Raw genomic sequence first — 20,741 nt, 5'->3', positions numbered from 1 at the left:
TTTCATCTAATCAGGAAATGAGAGAAATTAATAACGGCGTCAGCAGTGTCACCAAAACCAAAGCAACAGGATATACAGTGGCATAACTCGTAGCGGGGATACTGGAATCTACAGCCGATGTCACCGCCCCCAGTCCCGGTGTTGATGTCATCGCACCGCAAAACCCTCCCGCCATTTCCAGCAAATCCAGTTTTAACCAGTAGCGGGCTGCCACAAGGCCGGTCAGCAGGGGAACCACGACCAGAATTATTGCCACCGCACACAAGCTCCAGCCCTTCTGTTGTACCACGGCAACAAACTGGTCTCCCGCCTGACTGCCTGCCTGTGCCAGAAAAAGTGACAACCCCAGATCAGCCAGCAGGAGTCTCCCCGCACGAGGCATACGGATTGACAACCGTCCGAACTGACCGAAATGCCCCAAAATCAATCCCGCCAGCAATGGCCCCCCCGCCATCCCCAGGGAAAGTGAGAAACTGCCCAACGAAAGACTCAACTTCCCCAGAACCATCCCCGCAATCAAGCCCCCTGCAAGGACCACCAGGTCCGTCTCTTCCGCAGTTCGTGCCCGGTGTCCGGCATAGTCGGCAAAGGCATCCAGACTCTCCGGTTCACCAACGGATCTTAAGATATCGCCAAAATGGATGGTCTCATTGGCACCCGGCACGAATTCGATATCTTGACGGGTAATCCTCGCGATCGTGACTCCAAACCGGGACAGCAGGTGGAGGTCCTTCAGGGTCCGCCCCACCATCTTTTTTGAAGACACAACGATGAGTCGACGCTGATGCTCCACATCAAGTATACATTGTGCTTCTGAACTTCTCACTCCCAGTGTTTCGATGACGGTCTCAATCTGCCCGGTGCGACCGATAATTAATAACTGTTGACCAACTTCCAGTTGAAACCCTGCTGGAATCGGTTGCAACTGGCCATCCCGGATGATGCGAGACACCTGACAATTCATTCGCGCCAGTACTGTGACATCTCTTAAGTGTTTTCCGTTCAGACTGGGATTCGTCACTTCAACCAGTTCTCGTAATATCTCACCTCGAAGATCATACCCCGAAGCCCCCGTTGCTGCCGCCATCTCCGGAAACCAACGGGGCAGCAGTTGAATAAACAGAATCACCCCAATCACACCAAACGGATAAGCTATCCCGAACCCGACGGCCACATCCGAACCCACTGGCAGTTTTTCTGTGGCTGCTGCCAGAGCGGGAGTACTCGTCAAAGCACCCGCAAACAAGCCGCTGGCCAGATCAGGGCTCAATTGAAATATCCGCGCGAGTCCCCAGGCGACCGCTGCTGTTACACTCATCATCACTACCGTTAACAACATCAATGTTTTGCCGCGACTGACAAACATCTGCAGAAAAGAGGGGCCCGCACCAATCCCCAGACAGTAGATGAAGAGGACCACTCCCACCATTCCGACTTCAGATGAAACCTGGAACCCAAAGTGTCCTGCCAGCAGGGCGATAAAGACCACACCAGAGGAACCCAGCGAAACCCCCTTAACGGAGGTCCTTCCGAGAATCTGCCCCAGGCCAATCACAGCAAATAACAGAATAATATTTTCGATGGTACACTACCTTGTAACAATTAACCTGGAGCGCGAGACTCGGTCCATCGTAACATAATCGAGTTATCACCTGTGTGCCACCTGAGGAAGAATGAACATCGCATGATATTCGCATTTAATCCTTGAGTGAATTAACACTGAAAAGATAAACCACTTGCCTGTAACCTTCGCACCCGATAAAACTACAGTTTCAATTTAAAGTCAAGTAATTATTACTCTGTCAGCAGGTTTCTCATGTTCCAGACACTCCCCTGTCTCCTGGCACTCACACTCGGCTTCACCACCGGTAATAACCAGGTACTCGATGAATTCAATTATCCATCATCGACGGAAGTCAGAAAAAACTGGCAGGAACTGAAGGGAACACTTCCCCTCGCCATGCAGAAATCGAACGATCAGAACGTTCTGTTGCTCTCTGCCCCGTTCTCTTCCAATCGCGAGATCCCGCGGGCCGGCATGGACAAATCAGTCAAACTCGATCTGACCACGCCGGGCGTCTTCACAGTCGATGTGAAACCGGAGGCTCCCGACAGTAATCACCAGGTCAGTCTCTACTTTAAAAGTGGGCCCGGCTGGTACTCGGCAGCCAGAAGCGTCAAAGGAAACAACTGGCAGACCCTCCGTTTTTTGAAGAGCGATTTTCGTCCCGAAGACAAACCAGCAGGCTGGAACAATATTGATACCATCCGCCTCGTTGTCTGGCGGGAATCAGATTCAGAACCGAATACACACTTTCAAATACGGGATCTGAAAGCAATTACGAATGAGATTGTGATCATTGTCCCCGATCCGGGTCAGCAGCAGAAAGACACGAACACCGTAGCCGCCGCCGATCGTATCGAAGGCTTCCTGCAAACGTCCGGCATCAATTGCGACCGCATCAGCGAGTCTGAACTGACCATAACCACACTCGGAAAGCGATCCGTCGCGATCCTGCCCTTCAATCCCGATCTCTCTGCCAAAGCCTGCGGCACTCTCAATCAGTTTATGGAACAGGGAGGCAAAGTCTTTCTGAATTTTCATATTCCCCCTGCACTCGAAAAGAACCTGGGAATCAAAAAAGGAAGTTACTTTAAACCGGAGGCTCCCGGCGGCCTGGCTTCGATTCGTCTGAAAGATTCCAAAATCCTGGGCTTACCAACCGAAGTCAAGCAGGCTTCCTGGAACCTGGTGACCGGCATTCCTTCAGGACATGGAGCGCGCATCGTGGGCCAATGGTATGATGAAAAAGGCAAGTCAACTGGCAAGCCCGCACTCATCGTCAGTGACCGTGGTGCCTACTTCAGTCACTTGATTCTGGGAGACGACCCGATCCAGAAACAGGCGCTGCTGACCGCCCTCATGGGACACTTCCAGCCTGCACTTTGGGACTCTATCGCTGCAGCGACCATTGCGCAGGCCGACCAGGTGGGCCCTTTTCAGACCTTTGCCGATCTGAGACAGCACGTGGTGACTACCGTCACTCCCGCTAAAAGCAGTGAACTGGCGGCCCGCGACCTGGATCGTACGACGACCACGCTCAACCAGGCCCGACGCCTGCTCGAACAAAATCAGGCATTTCAATCAATCCCCTTTGCGCGAACCTGTCGCGAAAAGCGCGTCAAGATCTATCTGCTCACCCGTGCCAGTCCCCCCCGGGAAGCCCGCGCCGTCTGGGATCATTCTCCCACAGGTCCGTACCCCGGCGACTGGAACCGTACCTGCAAAGAACTGTCAGACGCCGGCTTTAATATGATCATCCCCAACATGCTCTGGGGAGGCCTGGCCCATTATCCCAGTGATGTGCTGCCTCGCAGTACGACTTATGAAAAGTATGGCGATCAGATTGAACAATGTCTGAAAGCCGCCCATCAACATGGTCTGGAAGTCCATGTCTGGAAAGTCAATCACAACCTTTCGACGGCCCCTCAAGCGTTTGTCAAAAAGATGAGAGACGCGGGCCGCACGCAGGTCAGTGTCACCGGCGAACCCTCTGACTGGCTCAACCCGGCTCATCCGGAAAACTTTCAACTGGAAGTCGACAGCATGCTGGAAGTCGTTCGTAAATACCCTGTCGATGGCATTCACTTTGACTACATCCGTTATCCCAATGATCGTCATGACTATAGTGACTATAGCCGTCAGAAGTTTGAAGCCGACACTGGTATCAAAGTACAGAACTGGCCTGCAGACTGCTATAACGGCACATTAAAAAGCCAGTACCGCGACTGGCGCGCTGCCCAGATCACCCGACTGGTAGAAACGGTGCAACGTGAAGCCCGGAAGATTCGACCAGGTATTAAAATCTCAGCCGCTGTCTTCCGCGAATATCCCGACTGCCGCGAATGGGTGGCACAGGACTGGCCGCTCTGGGCTAAAAACGGCTACCTCGACTTCATCTGCCCTATGGATTACACCGACAACGACACACAGTTTCGCATCTGGATTGAAGATCAGCAGAAACACCTTGCCGGCAGTATCCCCGTTTATCCCGGCATCGGTGCGCTCTCTTCCAGAACAACTCTCAGCAGCGATCGCATACTGGGTCAGGTTGACATGACCCGCAAACTGAACGCGGGCGGCTTCACCGTCTTCAGTTTAAATCCTCAAACGATCTCCAGCATCATCCCCGATTTCAAACAGAGCGCCGGCAAAGTCAAAGCAGTCCCCCCGCATCGTCTGAAAAAGTGATTCAGATTTCCTCGAAGGGGGGGGTACCGACATTATTTCTCTGAATCAAAAAACAGGCAGGTCAGAAACATTTTCCAACCTGCCTGTTGATTTTCACTCTCACGAGTCAGTCTTCGGCACGGCTTCCATCACCGCACATCTTAACCACTTTCGGATTAAAGCGTGCTACGATTTCCACCAGGTCCTGCTGCTCGGCCATGACTTCATTGATGTTTTTGTAAACACCGGGAACTTCATCAGCGCCCGCCGAAATCACAGTGATGCCGCGTTTGGCCAGATCATTTTTCACTGCATTCCAGCGATACTTATCCTTGGCTTTATTACGCGACATACAACGACCTGCTCCATGCGAAGCGGAATTCAAGCTTGCCGGATTTCCTTTTCCGCGCACCACAAATGCCGGATCAGCCATGGAACCGGGAATCACACCCAGCTCACCGGCCGCCGCTGGAGTTGCCCCCTTGCGATGCACGTAAACTTCTTTTCCGTCATGCTCTTCCTTCCAGGCAAAGTTATGATGATTTTCCACGCCGGAAATCACCTTGCTTCCCAGAATCTCTGATACATTTTGATGAATCACGGCATGATTCGCAGCCGCATAATCACCCATCAAATTCATCGCCGCCCAGTATTCCTGGCCTGCCTCGGAATCCATCTCCAGCCATGCCAGTCGTCCCAGTTGATGATGTCGTTTCCGCAGACGTGCCTGGGCAATTCCAGAATAAGTACTGCATACCGAAGCACCCGTTCCCCGACTTCCACTATGGCTTAACAGCGCCACATACTCGCCGGCGTCCAGCCCGAGTTCCTGATCATCCTGCGCAATGGTCAGCACACCAAATTCCACAAAATGATTTCCCGAACCGGAAGACCCCAACTGCTTCCAGGCTTTGTCTTTGTTCTGGCGCGTGATTTTTGTCACTGACCAGTCCTCATCCATCACGGCATGCCGCTGACGTTTTTCATGCGCCTGGCCTACGCCAAACACGGTTCCCCGATTCAGCGCATCCACAAACTGGTGATGTTTCTGGTTCAGCTTGCTCACCGAAATATCCAGCACAGACAGCTTCATACGACAGGCGATGTCCACACCGACGGCGTAAGGAATCACTGCATCTTCCAGCGCCAGTACGCCACCAATAGGCAGTCCATATCCGATGTGCGCATCAGGCATCAGCGCGGCACCCCACGCGGAAGGCACATGACATGCCAGATCCATCTGTGAAAACGCACCTTCATCGATGCCCTCTTTACCCCAGATCTGGTAAGTAATCGGTTCAACCGCTTCTTCGCTGTTGTCGTCTACCAGTTCCAGCGCCAATTGCCGAAAAGCAGCATCATCCAGATACTCTTCAGGGTGTTCTACCACTTTCTGTACGAGTTCTTTCAGTTCTTTACCGCGCACTTTGCCATTCGCTTTTTCCTCGGCGACTTTCATCTGAATCGCTGTTTTTGCAGTCTTCAGACAATATTCAGGCACTCCGATTTTCAGTAACTGTCGAGAATTCATTTCTCTCTTCTCCTCCCTCAATACGGGACACGACGCTCTGCCCCTCTCTGGATTTCGTGCGCCATCGACTTAAAACCAGAACCTGTTTTACAATAACATGATTCGTTCTCAGTGGACACACGCAAACCGAACAGGTTCTCTGATCTTGAAAATACGCGATAAAAACAGATCTGCAAATTCAGTTCTTCTGGAATCTGCTTCGATTAACGATTTCAATAGTCATTTAAAAAGTTCAAACCAACAAACCACTTCTGCAACGCGTACCACTTACAGATCTTAGACAGTTACTGAATGATTGTGTCTATTTTCCAGCCGCAGTGTTTGCTGCTGTCGGTTTAAATGTTGAAATCATTCCTGACCGAACTAATGCATTCACAGGGAGATACGTCAAAATCCCTCAATCGTCGTCTTGCAAAGGGTTTTCGCTGCGATTAGAATAACTGAATGAACCTGAATTCAGAAACGACAGCTTTGCTCCCCTGTTTCTGAAACAAGTGCCATCCCGCCTGCTGAACCGTGTGGCTCAGCTACCACCGTTGCAAACTGATATGGATTGTCGGTCGGACAGGTATCACCAGAGATTCATTGACAAGTTAATGTCGCGCAGCCCCCTTTCAGGCCGCCGTTGATTGACTTGAAAATTTTCATCCAGAAGGTGAACGTCATGCTTCTTCTGTGTTTGAGCAAGCGCCTCGTCCCTGCTCTGCTTCTAACTGTTTTCTGCGGCACCACCACTGCTGTTTGGGCGCAGAATGCGGATAAAGTTTCCCCCACAAAAATTCGCTCCATCCTGTCTGAAAACTGTTTTCAATGTCACGGACCGGATGTCAAAAAACGGGCCGCCGATCTGAGATTTGATACAGAGGAAGGCGCTTTTGCCGATCTCGGAGGACATAAAGCCATTGTCCCCGGCAAAGTTAAAGAGAGTGAGCTGATCACACGCATCACCACTGCCGATGAAGACCTCAAGATGCCGCCTGCAGAGAGTGGTAAAAAACTGACCACAGAAGAAGTCAATCTGCTTACCCGCTGGATTGAGCAGGGCGCGGAATGGCAGGATCACTGGTCGTTCGTGACTCCCGTCAAGCCAGCGCCTCCCGCAGTCAAACAGACAGACCATGTAATAAACCCAATCGATCAATTCATCCTGGCCCGACTCGAAAAAGAAGGTATGAAAGCATCTACTGAAGCAGATCGTCGCGATCTGATCAGACGGGTGACACTCGATTTAACCGGATTGCCCCCTGCTCCCGCAGAAGTGGAGGCATTCGTGAATGACAAGTCACCCAATGCCTACGAAAAAGTGGTCGACCGCCTGCTGGAGTCTCCTCATTACGGCGAGCACATGTCCCGCTACTGGCTGGATATCGCCCGGTACGGCGATACGCATGGATTACACCTGGATAATTACCGGGAAATGTGGCCTTACCGCGACTGGGTCATCAATGCCTTCAACACCAATATGCATTACGACCAGTTTGTGATTGAACAGCTGGCTGGTGACCTGTTGCCCAACCCCACCCTGGAGCAGCAGATCGCTACCGGCTTTAACCGCTGTCACGTGACCACCAACGAAGGGGGCTCCATCGCCGAAGAGGTTTACGTGCGTAATGTCATTGACCGTGTCGAAACCACCGGCCAGGCCTTCATGGGACTGACACTCGGCTGTGCCGTCTGCCACGATCACAAATTTGACCCCTTCACGAAAACCGAGTTCTACCAGATGTTCGCCTTCTTCAATAATCTGGATGGCCCTGCCATGGATGGAAACATCAAAGATTCTCCACCATCTGTGCGGGTTCCCAACGCAGCACAATCCAAACAGCTGGAAGCTTATAAATCCCAGATCGCTGCCATCGAACAGCAGGGAGAAAACAGGACCAAAACCAACGAACCGGCGTTTCAATCCTGGCTAGAGTGGAAACAGCAGATTCTGAAAACCGGCAGCAACCCTGATCTTTCGATACCGCAACCGGGAGGACTCCTCGCGGCCTATCCACTCAATGAAAAAACAGAAGCCACTGCCGCAGATCTGAAGAATGAAAAGAATAAAGCCACCGTCAAAGGGGCTCCTAAATGGGTCGCTGGTAAATTTGAAAACGGTTTTCAGTTCGCGCCAGGCAGTTATCTGGATCTGGGAAAAACCGGACAGTTTGCCAAAGGAACTCCCTTAAGCTTTGCGATCTGGGTCAAAACGAACGGCAAAACTTCAGGTCCGATTGTTTCCAGCATCAATCCGAATTCACGCGAACGCGGATACGACCTGCAGATTACCAACCAGAACCTCGGCGTCAGACTGATTGATCGCTGGCCCGGCTATGCCGTCGAAGTAAAGACCGCCAATAACGAAATTACGGCCAACCAGTGGCATCATGTCTGTGTCACCTACGATGGTTCCGCGAAAGCGCATGGCGTTGCCATCTATGTCGACGGCAAACAGTCAGAACTGACAATCTCCTCTGATTCGTTCAAGAAAACGACGCCGTTGAATTCTGCGACTCTGACACTGGGACACTCGGCAACCAATGCCCACCTGACCAATGGATTTGTCGATGAATTTCGTATCTATGATCATGAGTTGACAGAAACCGAAGTCAATCAGGTGTACTTCGACAATCAGGTTGATCCCGTCCTGAAACTGGCCGCCGATAAACGCACGCCGCAGCAGACCGAATTACTCAGGCAGTACTATTTGAATCAGTTCGACTCCGAATACCGCAAACTCCTGGCAAAAAAAGTTCAGATCAAATCGCAGGAAGAGAAGCTGATTCAATCCCTGCCCACTACACTTGTTTTCCGCGAGCGAAATAATGTCAAGGAAGCATTTGATCTCAAACGCGGTCAGTACGACCAAAAGGGCGACAAGGTCGACAGAAAAACGCCATCTCAATTCCCCGCGATGGCAGCCGAATGGCCCGTCAACCGCTTGGGTCTCGCCAAATGGCTCGTCTCTCCCAGTCACCCACTGACGTCGCGTGTCGCAGTAAACCGCTTCTGGCAGCAGTTGTTCGGAACCGGAATTGTGGAAACCAGCGAAGACTTTGGTAACCAGGGCGCGCCGCCCAGTCACCCCGAACTGCTGGACTGGCTGGCAGTCGACTTCCAGGAACATCAGTGGGATGTAAAACGTTTCATGAAGCAGATGGTTATGTCCGCCACGTATCGGCAGAGTTCGAATGTGACACCTGAGCTGTATAAAAAAGACCCGAAGAACCGCCTGCTGGCACGCGGACCTCGCTTCCGTCTCGATGCCGAAACACTCCGCGACCAGGCATTGGCCATCAGCGGATTACTGGTTCCTAAAGTCGGTGGTCCCAGTGTCAAACCACCACAACCCGATGGTCTCTGGTTTGCCGTCGGGTATTCCGGATCGAACACGGTTCGCTTCAAACAGGATACCGGCCCGGAGAAAGTTTTCCGTCGCGGGATGTATACATTCTGGAAACGAACATCGCCTCCTCCTGAAATGTCGACATTTGATGCTCCCAGTCGTGAAGCCTGCACGATGCGTCGGGAACGAACCAATACTCCTTTACAGGCCCTGCTTTTATTGAACGATCCGCAATACATGGAAGCCGCCCGCGCGCTGGGTGAGCGAATAATCAAGGAAGGGGGCAACACTTCCGAAGAACGGATCAAATTTGCCTATCTGCTGGCCACCGGAAAACCAGTCTCAGCAGAAGATTTGACGCTGATGCAGAATACTTTCCAGGATATGCAATCGTATTACCAGGATGATCCGAAAGCCGCTACAGAACTGATCGCCGTTGGAGAATCCAAACCGGATCCCAAACTGAATCCCCAGGAACTGGCAGCCTGGACCATGATCGCCAACCTCATCCTGAACCTGGATGAAGTGCTCACGAAAAACTGATGTTTCATGGCTGAAACGAAGCAGTGATACTGAGTCAATAAAAACAAACTGGTTGAGAATGAAATAGAACAAAAGGTAAAGTCATGAATCCCATTCAGGAACGACTCTCACAAATTACGCGACGACACTTTTTCAAAACCGGGGGCTTAGGCCTGGGTACCGCCGCCCTGGCATCGCTGGAATCCGGACGTCTGCCCCTGCAGGCAGCGACCCCGGAAATGAAATCGACAGGTGGCCTGCCAGGCGTACCACATTTTGCCCCCAAAGCCAAACAGGCCATTTACCTGTTCATGGCGGGATCCCCTTCACAGATTGATACACTTGATTACAAACCAAAACTGAACGAACTTTTCGATAAAGACCTGCCGGAAGAAGTCCGCAAAGGGCAGCGACTGACGACCATGACTTCAGGGCAGTCCCGCTTTCCATTGGCTCCTTCCAAATTCAAGTTTCAGAAATACGATAATGGAGGCGATGGTGCCTGGGTCAGCGAACTGCTGCCGCATACTGCCGGCATCGTGAAAGATATCTCCATCGTCCGTTCACTCTGGACGGAAGCCATCAACCACGATCCCGCCATCACCTACATCTGCACCGGCAATCAGCTCCCCGGTCGCGCCAGCCTGGGTTCGTGGCTCAGTTATGGTCTGGGCTCCATGAATGAGAACCTGCCCTCCTTCGTTGTGTTGACTTCCACCTGGTCGGGGCGTCAGCAGGCACAGGCGCTTTACAACCGACTCTGGGGCAGCGGATTCCTGGCGAGTAAATACGCGGGCGTCTCATTAAGATCGAAGGGTGATCCCGTACTCTTTCTCTCGAACCCTCCGGGGGTTCCTTCCAAACTGCGGCGGCGTATGCTCGATACGCTGGCAGAGATGAATCAGAATGAATTCGACCAGATCGGCGATCCGGAAATTCAGACACGTATCTCTCAGTACGAAATGGCATTCCGCATGCAGACTTCGGTTCCCGAACTGACCGACATCTCCAAAGAAACCAAAGCCACTCTCGACATGTACGGCCCCGAAGTACACAAGCCGGGCACCTTCGCCTACCACTGTCTGCTCGCTCGCCGCATGGCCGAACGGGGCGTGCGTTTTTCACAGATCTTCCATCGAGGCTGGGACCAGCACGCGAACATCGCCGGTGACCTGCCCAAGCAGTGTAAAGATATCGACCAGCCCGCAGCCGCCCTGGTCAAAGACCTGAAACAGCGAGGCATGCTGGACGACACGCTGGTCGTCTGGGGCGGAGAATTCGGTCGTACGGTTTACTGCCAGGGAAAACTGACTCGCGAAAATTATGGACGCGACCATCACCCGCGCTGTTTCAGTGTCTGGATGGCGGGCGGCGGAATCAAAAAGGGTGTCGTGCATGGCACAACCGATGATTTCAGCTACAACGTCACGGAAAACCCGGTTCACATTCATGAGATGAACGCAACGATTCTCAAGTGCCTGGGCATTGATCACAAAAAACTCACCTATAAATTCCAGGGACTCGACCAGAGACTGACGGGAGTAGAAGATCACAGCCCCGTCCAGGAAATTCTGGCCTGACCCAAATCGATCACTGATTAAATGAAACAGGATCGCCCGTTTTTTACGGACGATCCTGTTTTTATTTCAGAAATCAGCAACTCGATCAGTCTCAATTTGCTATTTCTCTGCTGCCTGCTTTTGCAACTTCAACATCTGAGCAGCATAACGTTTCCCAAACTCCCGTTCAGACTCTGCATTGAAGTGTACCTGGTCACTTTTCGCAGGCAGTCCTTTGGAAGACGCCACAGCCGTGGCAGGAACTTCTTTTGCAATCCCGTGTAATGCCTGATTGACAGTCGGCGCTCCCGGTCGCGTGAAGAATTCTCCCAACTCTCCCATCACGAAAGGCATGTCAGGTTCACCCAGATCAGTTCGTAAATCAGCTATCATTCCGGACAACCGTTTCTGGTAGCTGTTATATAATTTGGGATTAGAAGAATCACCTTCTCCCTGATGCCAGATCGCTCCCTTAATCACACCTTTTTTCTGATTCTCTTTGGCCAGTTTGACCGCACGTTCATATAGATCGCCCCCTTTGACCCAGCGACTGAGTGGCGTCCCCCCCACCGCTGCGGGAATTAATCCGATGGTCACTTCAGGGTAAGCATCTGCAATGACAGGACCAAAACCGGAACCCGGCCCCACTCCCGCAATTTTCGGCTTATCGAAATGCAGCGGATCTGTTGCAGGCACCCAGTTCCCAGCTTTATCGAGTTTCAACACCCGGGGATGTGCTTTATTGCTGGCAGGATCAACTTTGCCCCGCCCTGCCATATTGGACTGCCCGATGAGCAGATAGATATGAAACTTTTCTTTCTCGGGTAACTCAGCAGTTTTGTCAGCGGCCAGCAGCGGCGATAAAACAACAGACATCCCCAGACACAGGGTCAGATTCAACAACCATTTAATTTTCATTTTTTGGGATTCCCACTCGAAAACAAGAGACAAAATCATCAGTATTCCTTTTACTATAGAGACAGACACAATTCCAACTCAAGTATACGGTTTCTGTTTTTTATGAAAGAAGCGTCGCGACATGAACTTCCTCACTCAAAAAACACTCATTCTGGCTCTGTTGGCAACAGTTTTCAGCCTCTTCCCAATCGAATCATCAACAGCGGCTGACAAAAAACCGGCAGCAAAGAAGAATGCCTGGAAGCCGTTAGCAGGCGCGGAATACAAAGTCTACAAAAAAATCGAACAGGGTGATCTGCATCTGAATATCTATAAGCCCGCAGACTGGAAAGCCACCGACACCCGTCCCGGCATCGTCTTCTTCTTTGGGGGCGGCTGGAGAAACGGCAATCCCAGCCAGTTTGAACCACACTGTAAACACCTGGCATCCAAAGGCATGGTTGCCTGCACCGCCGAATATCGCATCAAATCCAAACACGATACAACGCCGTTTGAATGCGTGGCCGATGGGAAATCCGCAGTCCGCTGGATTCGCGAACATGCAAAAGAACTGGGAATCGACCCTCAGCGTATCGCAGCCGGCGGTGGCTCTGCCGGTGGGCATGTCGCCGCCTGCACGGGAACCGTGATCGGCTTTGATGAACCCGATGAAAACAAAAGCATCTCGTCCGTCCCGAATGCGATGGCGCTGTTCAATCCGGTCGTCGATACCACAGAAACTGGCTGGAAAGGCGGCCCTTCTCAGTTGGGAAAACGCTGCAAGGAAATTTCACCAATTCACTTCCTCAAAAAAGGGACGCCGCCCACCATCATTTTTCATGGCACTGCTGATAAAACCGTCCTGTTCGAAAATGTCGAACGTTTCACAGAACAGATGAAACAAAACGGCAACCGCTGTGAACTGGTCGCCTACGAAGGTGAAGGGCACGGATTCTTTAATCTCCGCAAAAACAGCGAAGACAACTACCACTCCACAATCAAACAACTGGATCAGTTTCTGACCTCACTGGACTACATCGAACCAAAACAATAATCCGTTTACTGAAACAATCTCGAACTCTCCCTGTATTTACAAAACCATCTCAAGGAATGCTCATGACCGGTTTCACGAATCGGAAAATGCTTTTCTCCTGTATCAGCGGCTTGATGTTCGTTCTGGCTACGTCGTTCTTGCAGGCAGAGGAAATCAAAACACCTCGTTCACTTGATGATCGAGTGAAAATCGAATTGTTCGCCTCCGAACCGGATATCGTTACAGTCACCGGACTGACTGTCGATCAGCACAACCGCGTGTATGTTGTTGAGAGCCACACTCACTTTCGTCCCGAAAATTACCAGGGACCGAAAACCGACCGTATCCGCTTCCTGCAGGACACTACCGGCGATGGACACGCCGATCGCATCCAGACCTTCTATGAAGGTTCAACCGAAACGATGAACATCGCCGCGCATCCGGAGGGCTGGATCTACGTCGCAACCCGCAGCTCGATTTTCCGACTGCGCGATCAAGACGATGATGGCACCGCTGATATCAGGCAGAACCTGGTGCAACTGGAGACGACAGCCACCTATCCGCACAACGGCTTCTCAGGTTTTGCCTTCGACTTTTTTAACAATGTCTACTTTACCATGGGAGAAAACGAAGGAGCTGATGCAGAGCTGGTTGGCGATTTTGGAAACGTCTATTTCACCCTCGGTCAGAATTATGGAGACGATGCCCTTCTCGTGGGAAAAGGAAATGTACGCATTCCCGCCCTCCGCGGCGAAGGAGGTATCTTCCGCTGTCGTCTGGATGGCAGCAAGCTCGAACGCATCGCTACCGGCTTCTGGAATCCCTTCCATCTCTGCTTCGATGTCAACGGTCGCATGTTTGTCGGCGATAATGATCCCGGGAACCGACCTCCCTGCCGCCTGCTAACAATCGTGCGGGGTGGCGACTATGGTTATCGACGCCGGACACTCGAACCCTTTATCGCCGTCAACGCAGAAACGCCCGGCACACTGCCGATGACCTCGTCTACTGGCGAATCTCCCACCGGACTGATCATCTACGAATCGGATCAGTTGCCCGCCGACTATCGCGGCGACCTGCTGGTTGCCAGTTGGGGAGAACATCGTATAGACCGCTACCACCTCACTCCGGACGGAGCCGCTTTTAAAGCAACGACTCAGCCCGTTATCGCCGGCGAAGAACATTTTCGGCCCGCCGGGATCGCTGCAGGTCCTGATGGCAGTCTATATGTCGGCGACTGGGCAGATCGTTCCTATCCCCTCCACGGCAAAGGTCGCGTCTGGCGCATCTCTGCGGTCAAACCTGGAGAGAAACAGAAAGATAATACAATCACTTCTTCTGACTGGCAGACCCGTAATGCCGCTGCCAGGCATCTACTCACACAGGGAGAGGTTGGAATCACCGCATTAAAAGCCGCTCTCAAAAATGAAGATCCCCGCGTTCGTGCTGTCGCCTTGAATACCCTGGTCAGTGTCGACAAACTCTCTACCGAACAGGCCACCTCAATCCTGCAGGACAAACAGTCCGGCCTACGGGAACAGGCGGTGACGATCCTGCCTGAGAAGCTGATTGAATTAACGAAAATCGCTCAGGAAGATCCCTCGCCTGCTGTTCAGGCAGCGGCGTTAAGACGAATTTCTGATAAGTCAGCGCTGCCGCTGATATTTCAAAGGCTTGCTTCTCCCGACAAATTCATGCAGCAGGCTGCGCGGCAGGCTCTCCGCAATACGTTATCCGACGCAGAGCTCGCTGAAAACTTTTCACACGCAGATCCCGCCGTCCGTCTGGGTGTCATTCTGTTGTTAAAAGCAAGCCACGCAAAGCCCTCTACTTCTATACTGCATTTGGCTTTGAATGATGAGAATCCGCAAGTCCGCTTTGCAGCCGTTGAGTGGATCGGCCGCGATGAACTGCATGAATTTCGCGAGACACTGATTGCAGACCTCGCCAGCAAAGCCCCCACTCCAGAACTGCTGAAAGCTTATCTCGCGGCCATCGCTCAACTGGATGGAGTGATGAAAGACTGGACGCGAGGCAAAACCGGCGACTGGTGGGTCAGCAAATCCCAGGCACGCCAGCAGGCAGCACAATTGCTCGAGCTCCCCGAGACATCCCCAGCGGTACTGCAACAGATCCTCTTGTTTCTGCCTGCAAATGATCCCGCCTTGAGCGAAGCGAAACTCACTGAATTCCTGAAATCGGAAGATCCCGGTCTGCAAACCGAAACCGTCCGCACCCTGCGCGAACTCAAATCCGATTCTGTCAGGGAAAAACTGTTACAACTCGCAAACGACGAAGCGACGGATGCCAATCTGCGTGCAGAAGCCCTCATTGGTCTCGACTCTTCTTTCGCAAAAAATATCGAGCCTCTGCTGAAATTAGCACAGAATAAAAACCCAATCGTCAGCAATGAAGCCTTGCGAACCCTGTCCGGCGCTACCTTGACCGGAGTACAACGTACGAGACTTCAACAGCTCGCAGTTGCTGATGCAGACAAAGCGGCTGCCGTGGAAAGGATCTTTACACGACAGCTGAATGAAAAACGCCCCACCAGAGATCAGCTCGCAGCATGGATGCAGACGCTCGCAGGCCCCGCGGACTCCCAGGCCGGCCAGCGGCTCTTTTTTCACCCCAAAGGTCCCGGCTGTTTCCGTTGTCATCAGATCGATGGCCGCGGTCAACAGGTAGGACCAGGACTCATCCGTTCGAACGGTAGAATCGCCCTGAACAGGGAACAGCTGGTCGAAGCGATTATCAATCCCAGCAAAGACATCGATCCAGGATTTCTACCCCTCACGATTGTCACCATCGATGGAAAATCCGCATCTGGCATCTACCACAAGCACAATAACAAAGAACGCTCCATCTACAATTCAAAGGGTAATGTGATCTCATTCAAAATCAGTGAGATTGAAGAGATGGTCCCTTCTAAAACTTCGATCATGCCCAACGGCCTGGCAGACCAGATGACTCTTCAGGAATTCCGGGACCTGATTGCCTATCTGCTGCCGGAAGCAGGTTCGAATCGTTCGTCAGACTGAGTCCCGGTTTAACGGACAGCTCCCCCGTTGACGTTGATTACCTGGCCGGTAATATAAGCCGCCTCATCACTGCAGAGAAAGCGGGCCATCTTCGCGATATCTTCCGGCGTCCCCCAGCATTGCATTGGGGTCTCCCGTTTGACGCGTTCCTGCCAGACGTCACTGGCGTTTTCCCCCCAGGCAGTCAGAATCCACCCCGGTGCGATACAGTTCACGCGTACCTGGGGAGCCAGCGATACTGCCAGGGACCGACTGAAACCCATAATGGCATTCTTACTGGTGGAAAATAATTCTCCACTGGCTCCTTCCATGCCCCGGTCTGACTGATCCCAACCAATATTCAGAATACAGCCACTCCCCTGCTGTTGCATACGTTCTCCCACAGCCCGGGATAATAGTACGGTTCCGCGTACATCCACATCGAGCAGCTTTTCCAGTTTCTGACCATAATCCAGCTTCGCTTCACTGCCGGTTAATAAATCGACCCCGGCATTATTCACCCAGATGTCCAGTTGGCCCCAGGTCTGAAAAGCCTGATTCAGGAAAGATTCATAATTCTCGAGACAGGCAAGATCTGCAGATAATGTCTTCGATTTCCGCCCCAGTTTCTGCAGCTGGCTGGCAACCGTTTCCGCTGCTTCTTTTGATTTCCGATAATGAATCAGCACGTCCGCCCCCGCCTGAGCCAGCTCAATTGCGATCGCTTTTCCGATCCCACTTGAAGAACCGGTGACCAGAACTTTCTTACCGGTGAGATTACAGAACGAAGATACAGACACGTCATAACTCCATATTTAAAAAACACTTAAGCAGACAAATCGCATGTTTTTTCGCGAATAATTAGATAAACTGGATAAATACTAGTTGACGATCGGGTACGGCACTACCATAATTGCCATCGAATTAAGGGAGCGTTCTTGGCGATCATCTGGACCGCAAAGCGACTCCCTCATATCACATCTTTCGCCTGTCTGGCAAATAATACAAGTAGTTGAGTAAGTAATTCAGCTTAGATCTGCGCGCCATGTATTACAGGCGATTTAGGGCCACAATGTTGTAAAGTTGGTATGGCCAGCGATTGGCTGCTTGTTTTTTTGCGATTCATTCCCCCACTTGACTTGTGAGCGGAACGAACAGATTATGCCCCACAGGCCGGTCGTTGAAAACGAACGACGGTTGAAAATGAGCTTTTTTGCATGAATTTAAAAAAGGAAACTAGTAATATGGCCACAAACCTTGTGGATCCGCCCCAAGAAGGAACGACACAGCGTTTTCCCACTCTGCCAGATCATCTTGAAAAGAATCTGGTGAAGGTCTTTAAGTTGCTGTCTGACGAGACACGACTGCGAATTATGCTTTACCTGGCCCAGGAAGAAGAGTTATTCGTAACGGCGCTATGTGAACGCCTCAATCAGAGTCAACCTGCTGTCAGCCACCACCTTGCACTGTTGCGGGATGCGGGACTGATCGAAGCACGACGAGATGGAAAACACAATTTCTATTCCATCTGCCGTGAACACTTCCATTCCATTATGGGAGAACTTTTCAACAGCTTTAATGATCCCGAGGAAAATATCATTCGGATCGATCATTTCACACTGACACAAAATCAGAGCTGATCCCTGTATCAGTCTCAAATCTGAAAAATCCAACGAAGAGACCGACCTTAGACAGTCGGTCTCTTTTTATTTGCGCCCATCTTTGATAGAACATAACAGATTTAACCAGATTTTTTCCATGTCCTGAGATCAGTACAAACAATGCAGAAAACAGCGAAATTAGCCCTTGCCGATGGTAGTGTGTTCACAGGGACGGCCTTTGGTGCAGACGGAGAAGTCCACGGTGAAGTTGTGTTCAACACGAGCATGACCGGTTACCAGGAAATCCTGACTGACCCTTCCTATTGCGGCCAGATCGTCACGATGACCTATCCGCAGATCGGGAATTACGGGATCGTCCCCGAAGATGTCGAATCCGGAGGCATCTCGTTACAGGGTTTCATCGTTCGCGAACTCTGCGAAATCCCCAGCAATTATCGGTCTACACAGACACTGGATGAATACCTCAAAGCGGCCGGCGTCATCGGACTGCAAGGTATCGATACCCGCGCCCTGGTTCGAAAAATCCGCACCAGCGGGGCTATGACCGGCGTGCTTTCAACAACAGATCTCGATGATGAATCGCTCGTTAAAAAAGCCCAAAGCAGCCCGCAACTTGTCGGGCAGGATCTGGTCAGCAAAGTCATCCCTGAAGCGGCGTCTGAATGGAATGAAGCCCTGCATCCACTGGCCCACAGCAGTTCTACTCATTCCTTCTCAGGTAAAAATATCGCGACGCTTTCCGAAGAAGATCTGGCTGCCGAAAGCGCCTACCACATCGTCGCCATTGATTATGGCATGAAGTGGAATATTCCGCGTCACCTGAAACAACTGGGCTGCAAAGTCACGGTACTCCCCGGAAACTGCACCGCAGCGGAAGTCATGGAACTCAATCCTGATGGCGTCTTTCTTTCAAATGGTCCCGGAGACCCGGAACCGCTGACCTATGCCATCGATACCATCCGCGAACTGCTAGGTCAGGTCCCGATTTTCGGCATCTGTCTCGGCCATCAGCTGCTGGGCCTGGCTTGTGGATGCAAGACTTTCAAACTGAAATTCGGTCATCGTGGTGCCAACCAGCCCGTTATCAATCACGCCACCGGCCAGGTCGAAATTACCTCGCAGAACCACGGTTTTGCCATCGACCCTGAAACGAAACCCGACGATGTAGAAATCACTCATATCAATATGAATGACAATACCGTCGCCGGATTACGCCATAAAACTCACCCGGCTTTCAGCGTCCAGTACCATCCCGAAGCCTCCGCCGGCCCGCACGACAGCCATTATCTGTTCCAGCAGTTTTTTGAAAGCATCAGCCAGGCACGCGTTTCTTCCTGATTGCCCCTGTGATTCAAAAGAATCAGGGTTGAAATGATCGCTGAATTTCATTTCAATTCACTTCAATCAGGCGTGGGAGATCCGTTCATCCTCAACTGATCGAGTAGACAAAATACTGAATTTCAAGATTCCGATATACATGACCGACGGGAACAGAATCTGCCCCCGCACTTTTTTACAGACAATTGACAAGATAGAAAGAACCCCACATGGCCCTCGAACGAACTCTGATTCTGATTAAACCCGATGCCATCCAGCGCCGCCTGGCCGGTACGATTCTGACCCGCTTCGAAAACAAGGGACTGAAAATCGTCGGCCTAAAACTGCTGCAGGTTACCAAAGAATTAGCGGCAGAACATTATGCAGAACATGTGGAGAAGCCATTCTATCCTCTGCTCGAAGAATTTATCACCGCCGGTCCTGTCGTCGCAATTGTCGCGGAAGGCCCCGAAGCGATCACCGTCGTCCGCTCGATGATGGGTTCCACCAATGGTCGTGAATCCGCCCCCGGAACCATCCGCGGCGATTATGGCATCAGCCGCCAGATGAATCTGGTGCATGGCAGCGACGGTCCCGAAGCAGCGACCCGCGAAATCAAAATCTACTTCAAGCCTGAAGAGTTGATCGAATACGGCACCGCTTTAGGTGACTGGGTCTGTGCAGACGACGAGAAATAATCTCGGCTCTTCACAAATTTGAAACCATAAAAAAAGGCCATCCTGAATTGGGGATGGCCTTTTTCTTTTTGACTCTCAGTTGAAAGCAGCTTATTTTGCAGCTTCAATCGCACGCTTCATCGCGGTACCCATGTCGGCTGGACTTTCCGCCACGACGACACCGGCTGCTTCCAGAGCGGCAATCTTTTCATCTGCGGTTCCGCTGCCACCACTGATGATCGCGCCTGCGTGTCCCATCCGTTTTCCGGGAGGCGCTGTTTTGCCGGCAATGAAACCAGCCACTGGTTTGGTGACATGTTCCTTGATGTATTCAGCTGCTTCAATTTCAGCCGTTCCACCAATTTCACCAATCAACATGATCGATTCCGTTGCAGGATCGTTTTCGAACAGCTCCAGCAGATCAATAAAGGTCGTCCCGATAATTGGGTCACCACCAATGCCAACCGCAGTACTCTGTCCCAGGCCAATATTACCCAGCTGCCAGGCCGCTTCGTAGGTCAGTGTTCCACTCTTACTGATCAGTCCCACAGAGCCGGGCGTATGAATGTAACCAGGCATGATCCCGATCTTGGCAATCCCCGGAGTAATCACGCCAGGACAGTTCGGGCCAATCAGGCGGCTCTTTTTGCCTTTCAGATATTCCATCACACGGACCATGTCGAAGACGGGCACGCCTTCGGTGATCGCGATGATCAGTTCCATGCCGGCATCGGCGGCTTCCATAATCGCTTCACCACAGAATGGTGGTGGTACGAAGACCAGACTGGTGTTGGCACCGGTCTTTTCAACCGCTTCTTCAACCGTATTGAAAACAGGAAAACCATCAACCTCGGTCCCACCTTTTCCAGGAGTCACTCCGCCCACCAGGGGAGTTCCATATTCGCGACATTGCTGGCTGTGAAACAGCCCCGACTTACCAGTGATCCCCTGGCAAATGACGCGTGTCTTTTCAGTAACTAAAATACTCATAATCTGTCACC

At 51.7% G+C, this 20,741-nt stretch carries 13 protein-coding genes; 8 read left to right on the top strand and 5 right to left on the bottom strand.

The genetic code is table 11. The features are described 5' to 3' along the window. Positions 1-10: 10 nt before the first annotated feature. A complete protein-coding gene (locus GmarT_RS06460; protein WP_002647568.1) occupies positions 11-1,555 on the bottom strand; it encodes an aspartate:alanine exchanger family transporter in 1,545 nt (514 codons plus the stop codon). Positions 1,556-1,816: 261 nt separating this feature from the next. Between GmarT_RS06460 and GmarT_RS06455 the strand changes: the two genes are divergently transcribed. After that, positions 1,817-4,252 (top strand): glycoside hydrolase family 10-like protein, encoded by a 2,436-nt coding sequence (locus tag GmarT_RS06455; RefSeq protein WP_002647569.1) that lies wholly within the window; start codon positions 1,817-1,819, stop codon positions 4,250-4,252. A gap of 106 nt (positions 4,253-4,358) precedes the next feature. Here GmarT_RS06455 and GmarT_RS06450 read toward each other — a convergent pair whose 3' ends face one another. After that, positions 4,359-5,762 carry an RtcB family protein gene (locus GmarT_RS06450; RefSeq protein WP_002647570.1) on the bottom strand — a complete coding sequence of 468 codons (1,404 nt, stop codon included), beginning with the start codon at positions 5,760-5,762 and terminating at the stop codon, positions 4,359-4,361. A 664-nt stretch (positions 5,763-6,426) separates the two neighbouring features. On the opposite strand from GmarT_RS06450, the gene GmarT_RS06445 reads away from it, so the two are divergent. Then, a complete protein-coding gene (locus tag GmarT_RS06445; RefSeq protein ID WP_002647571.1) occupies positions 6,427-9,636 on the top strand; it encodes a DUF1553 domain-containing protein in 3,210 nt (1,069 codons plus the stop codon). Positions 9,637-9,719: 83 nt separating this feature from the next. After that, positions 9,720-11,195 carry a DUF1501 domain-containing protein gene (locus tag GmarT_RS06440; protein WP_002647572.1) on the top strand — a complete coding sequence of 492 codons (1,476 nt, stop codon included), beginning with the start codon at positions 9,720-9,722 and terminating at the stop codon, positions 11,193-11,195. 99 nt (positions 11,196-11,294) lie between these two features. Here the strand turns inward: GmarT_RS06440 and GmarT_RS06435 are convergent, their stop codons facing one another. Continuing rightward, positions 11,295-12,131: a sialate O-acetylesterase gene (locus GmarT_RS06435; protein ID WP_002647573.1), complete on the bottom strand. Its 837-nt coding sequence runs from the start codon at positions 12,129-12,131 to the stop codon at positions 11,295-11,297. A gap of 82 nt (positions 12,132-12,213) precedes the next feature. Between GmarT_RS06435 and GmarT_RS06430 the strand changes: the two genes are divergently transcribed. Further along, positions 12,214-13,125: an alpha/beta hydrolase gene (locus GmarT_RS06430; protein WP_002647574.1), complete on the top strand. Its 912-nt coding sequence runs from the start codon at positions 12,214-12,216 to the stop codon at positions 13,123-13,125. Between the two features lie 62 nt (positions 13,126-13,187). Further along, a complete protein-coding gene (locus GmarT_RS06425) occupies positions 13,188-16,145 on the top strand; it encodes a PVC-type heme-binding CxxCH protein (protein ID WP_002647575.1) in 2,958 nt (985 codons plus the stop codon). An 8-nt stretch (positions 16,146-16,153) separates the two neighbouring features. Here the strand turns inward: GmarT_RS06425 and GmarT_RS06420 are convergent, their stop codons facing one another. Then, the gene (locus tag GmarT_RS06420) at positions 16,154-16,924 is read right to left on the bottom strand and encodes an SDR family NAD(P)-dependent oxidoreductase (RefSeq protein ID WP_002647576.1); all 771 of its coding nucleotides are present in this window, start codon (positions 16,922-16,924) and stop codon (positions 16,154-16,156) included. 444 nt (positions 16,925-17,368) lie between these two features. Here GmarT_RS06420 and GmarT_RS06415 point away from each other — a divergent pair, with 444 nt between their 5' ends. From GmarT_RS06415 to ndk, 3 genes are all read left to right on the top strand, one after another. Next, positions 17,369-17,764 (top strand): ArsR/SmtB family transcription factor, encoded by a 396-nt coding sequence (locus GmarT_RS06415; RefSeq protein WP_002647577.1) that lies wholly within the window; start codon positions 17,369-17,371, stop codon positions 17,762-17,764. A gap of 141 nt (positions 17,765-17,905) precedes the next feature. Next, positions 17,906-19,084: a glutamine-hydrolyzing carbamoyl-phosphate synthase small subunit gene (gene carA / locus GmarT_RS06410; protein WP_002647578.1), complete on the top strand. Its 1,179-nt coding sequence runs from the start codon at positions 17,906-17,908 to the stop codon at positions 19,082-19,084. Between the two features lie 209 nt (positions 19,085-19,293). Then, on the top strand, positions 19,294-19,761 hold the full coding sequence (ndk, locus tag GmarT_RS06405; RefSeq protein WP_002647579.1) for a nucleoside-diphosphate kinase: 468 nt from the start codon (positions 19,294-19,296) through the stop codon (positions 19,759-19,761). Positions 19,762-19,851: 90 nt separating this feature from the next. Here ndk and sucD read toward each other — a convergent pair whose 3' ends face one another. Then, entirely contained in the window at positions 19,852-20,730 is an 879-nt protein-coding gene (gene sucD / locus GmarT_RS06400; RefSeq protein ID WP_002647580.1) for a succinate--CoA ligase subunit alpha, read from the bottom strand. Between the last annotated feature and the right edge of the window lie 11 nt (positions 20,731-20,741).

It is taken from the genome of Gimesia maris (assembly GCF_008298035.1).
Taxonomy (GTDB): domain Bacteria; phylum Planctomycetota; class Planctomycetia; order Planctomycetales; family Planctomycetaceae; genus Gimesia; species Gimesia maris.
Note: the sequence above shows the minus strand (reverse complement) of the source record. Positions and strands in the feature narration are given on the sequence as shown.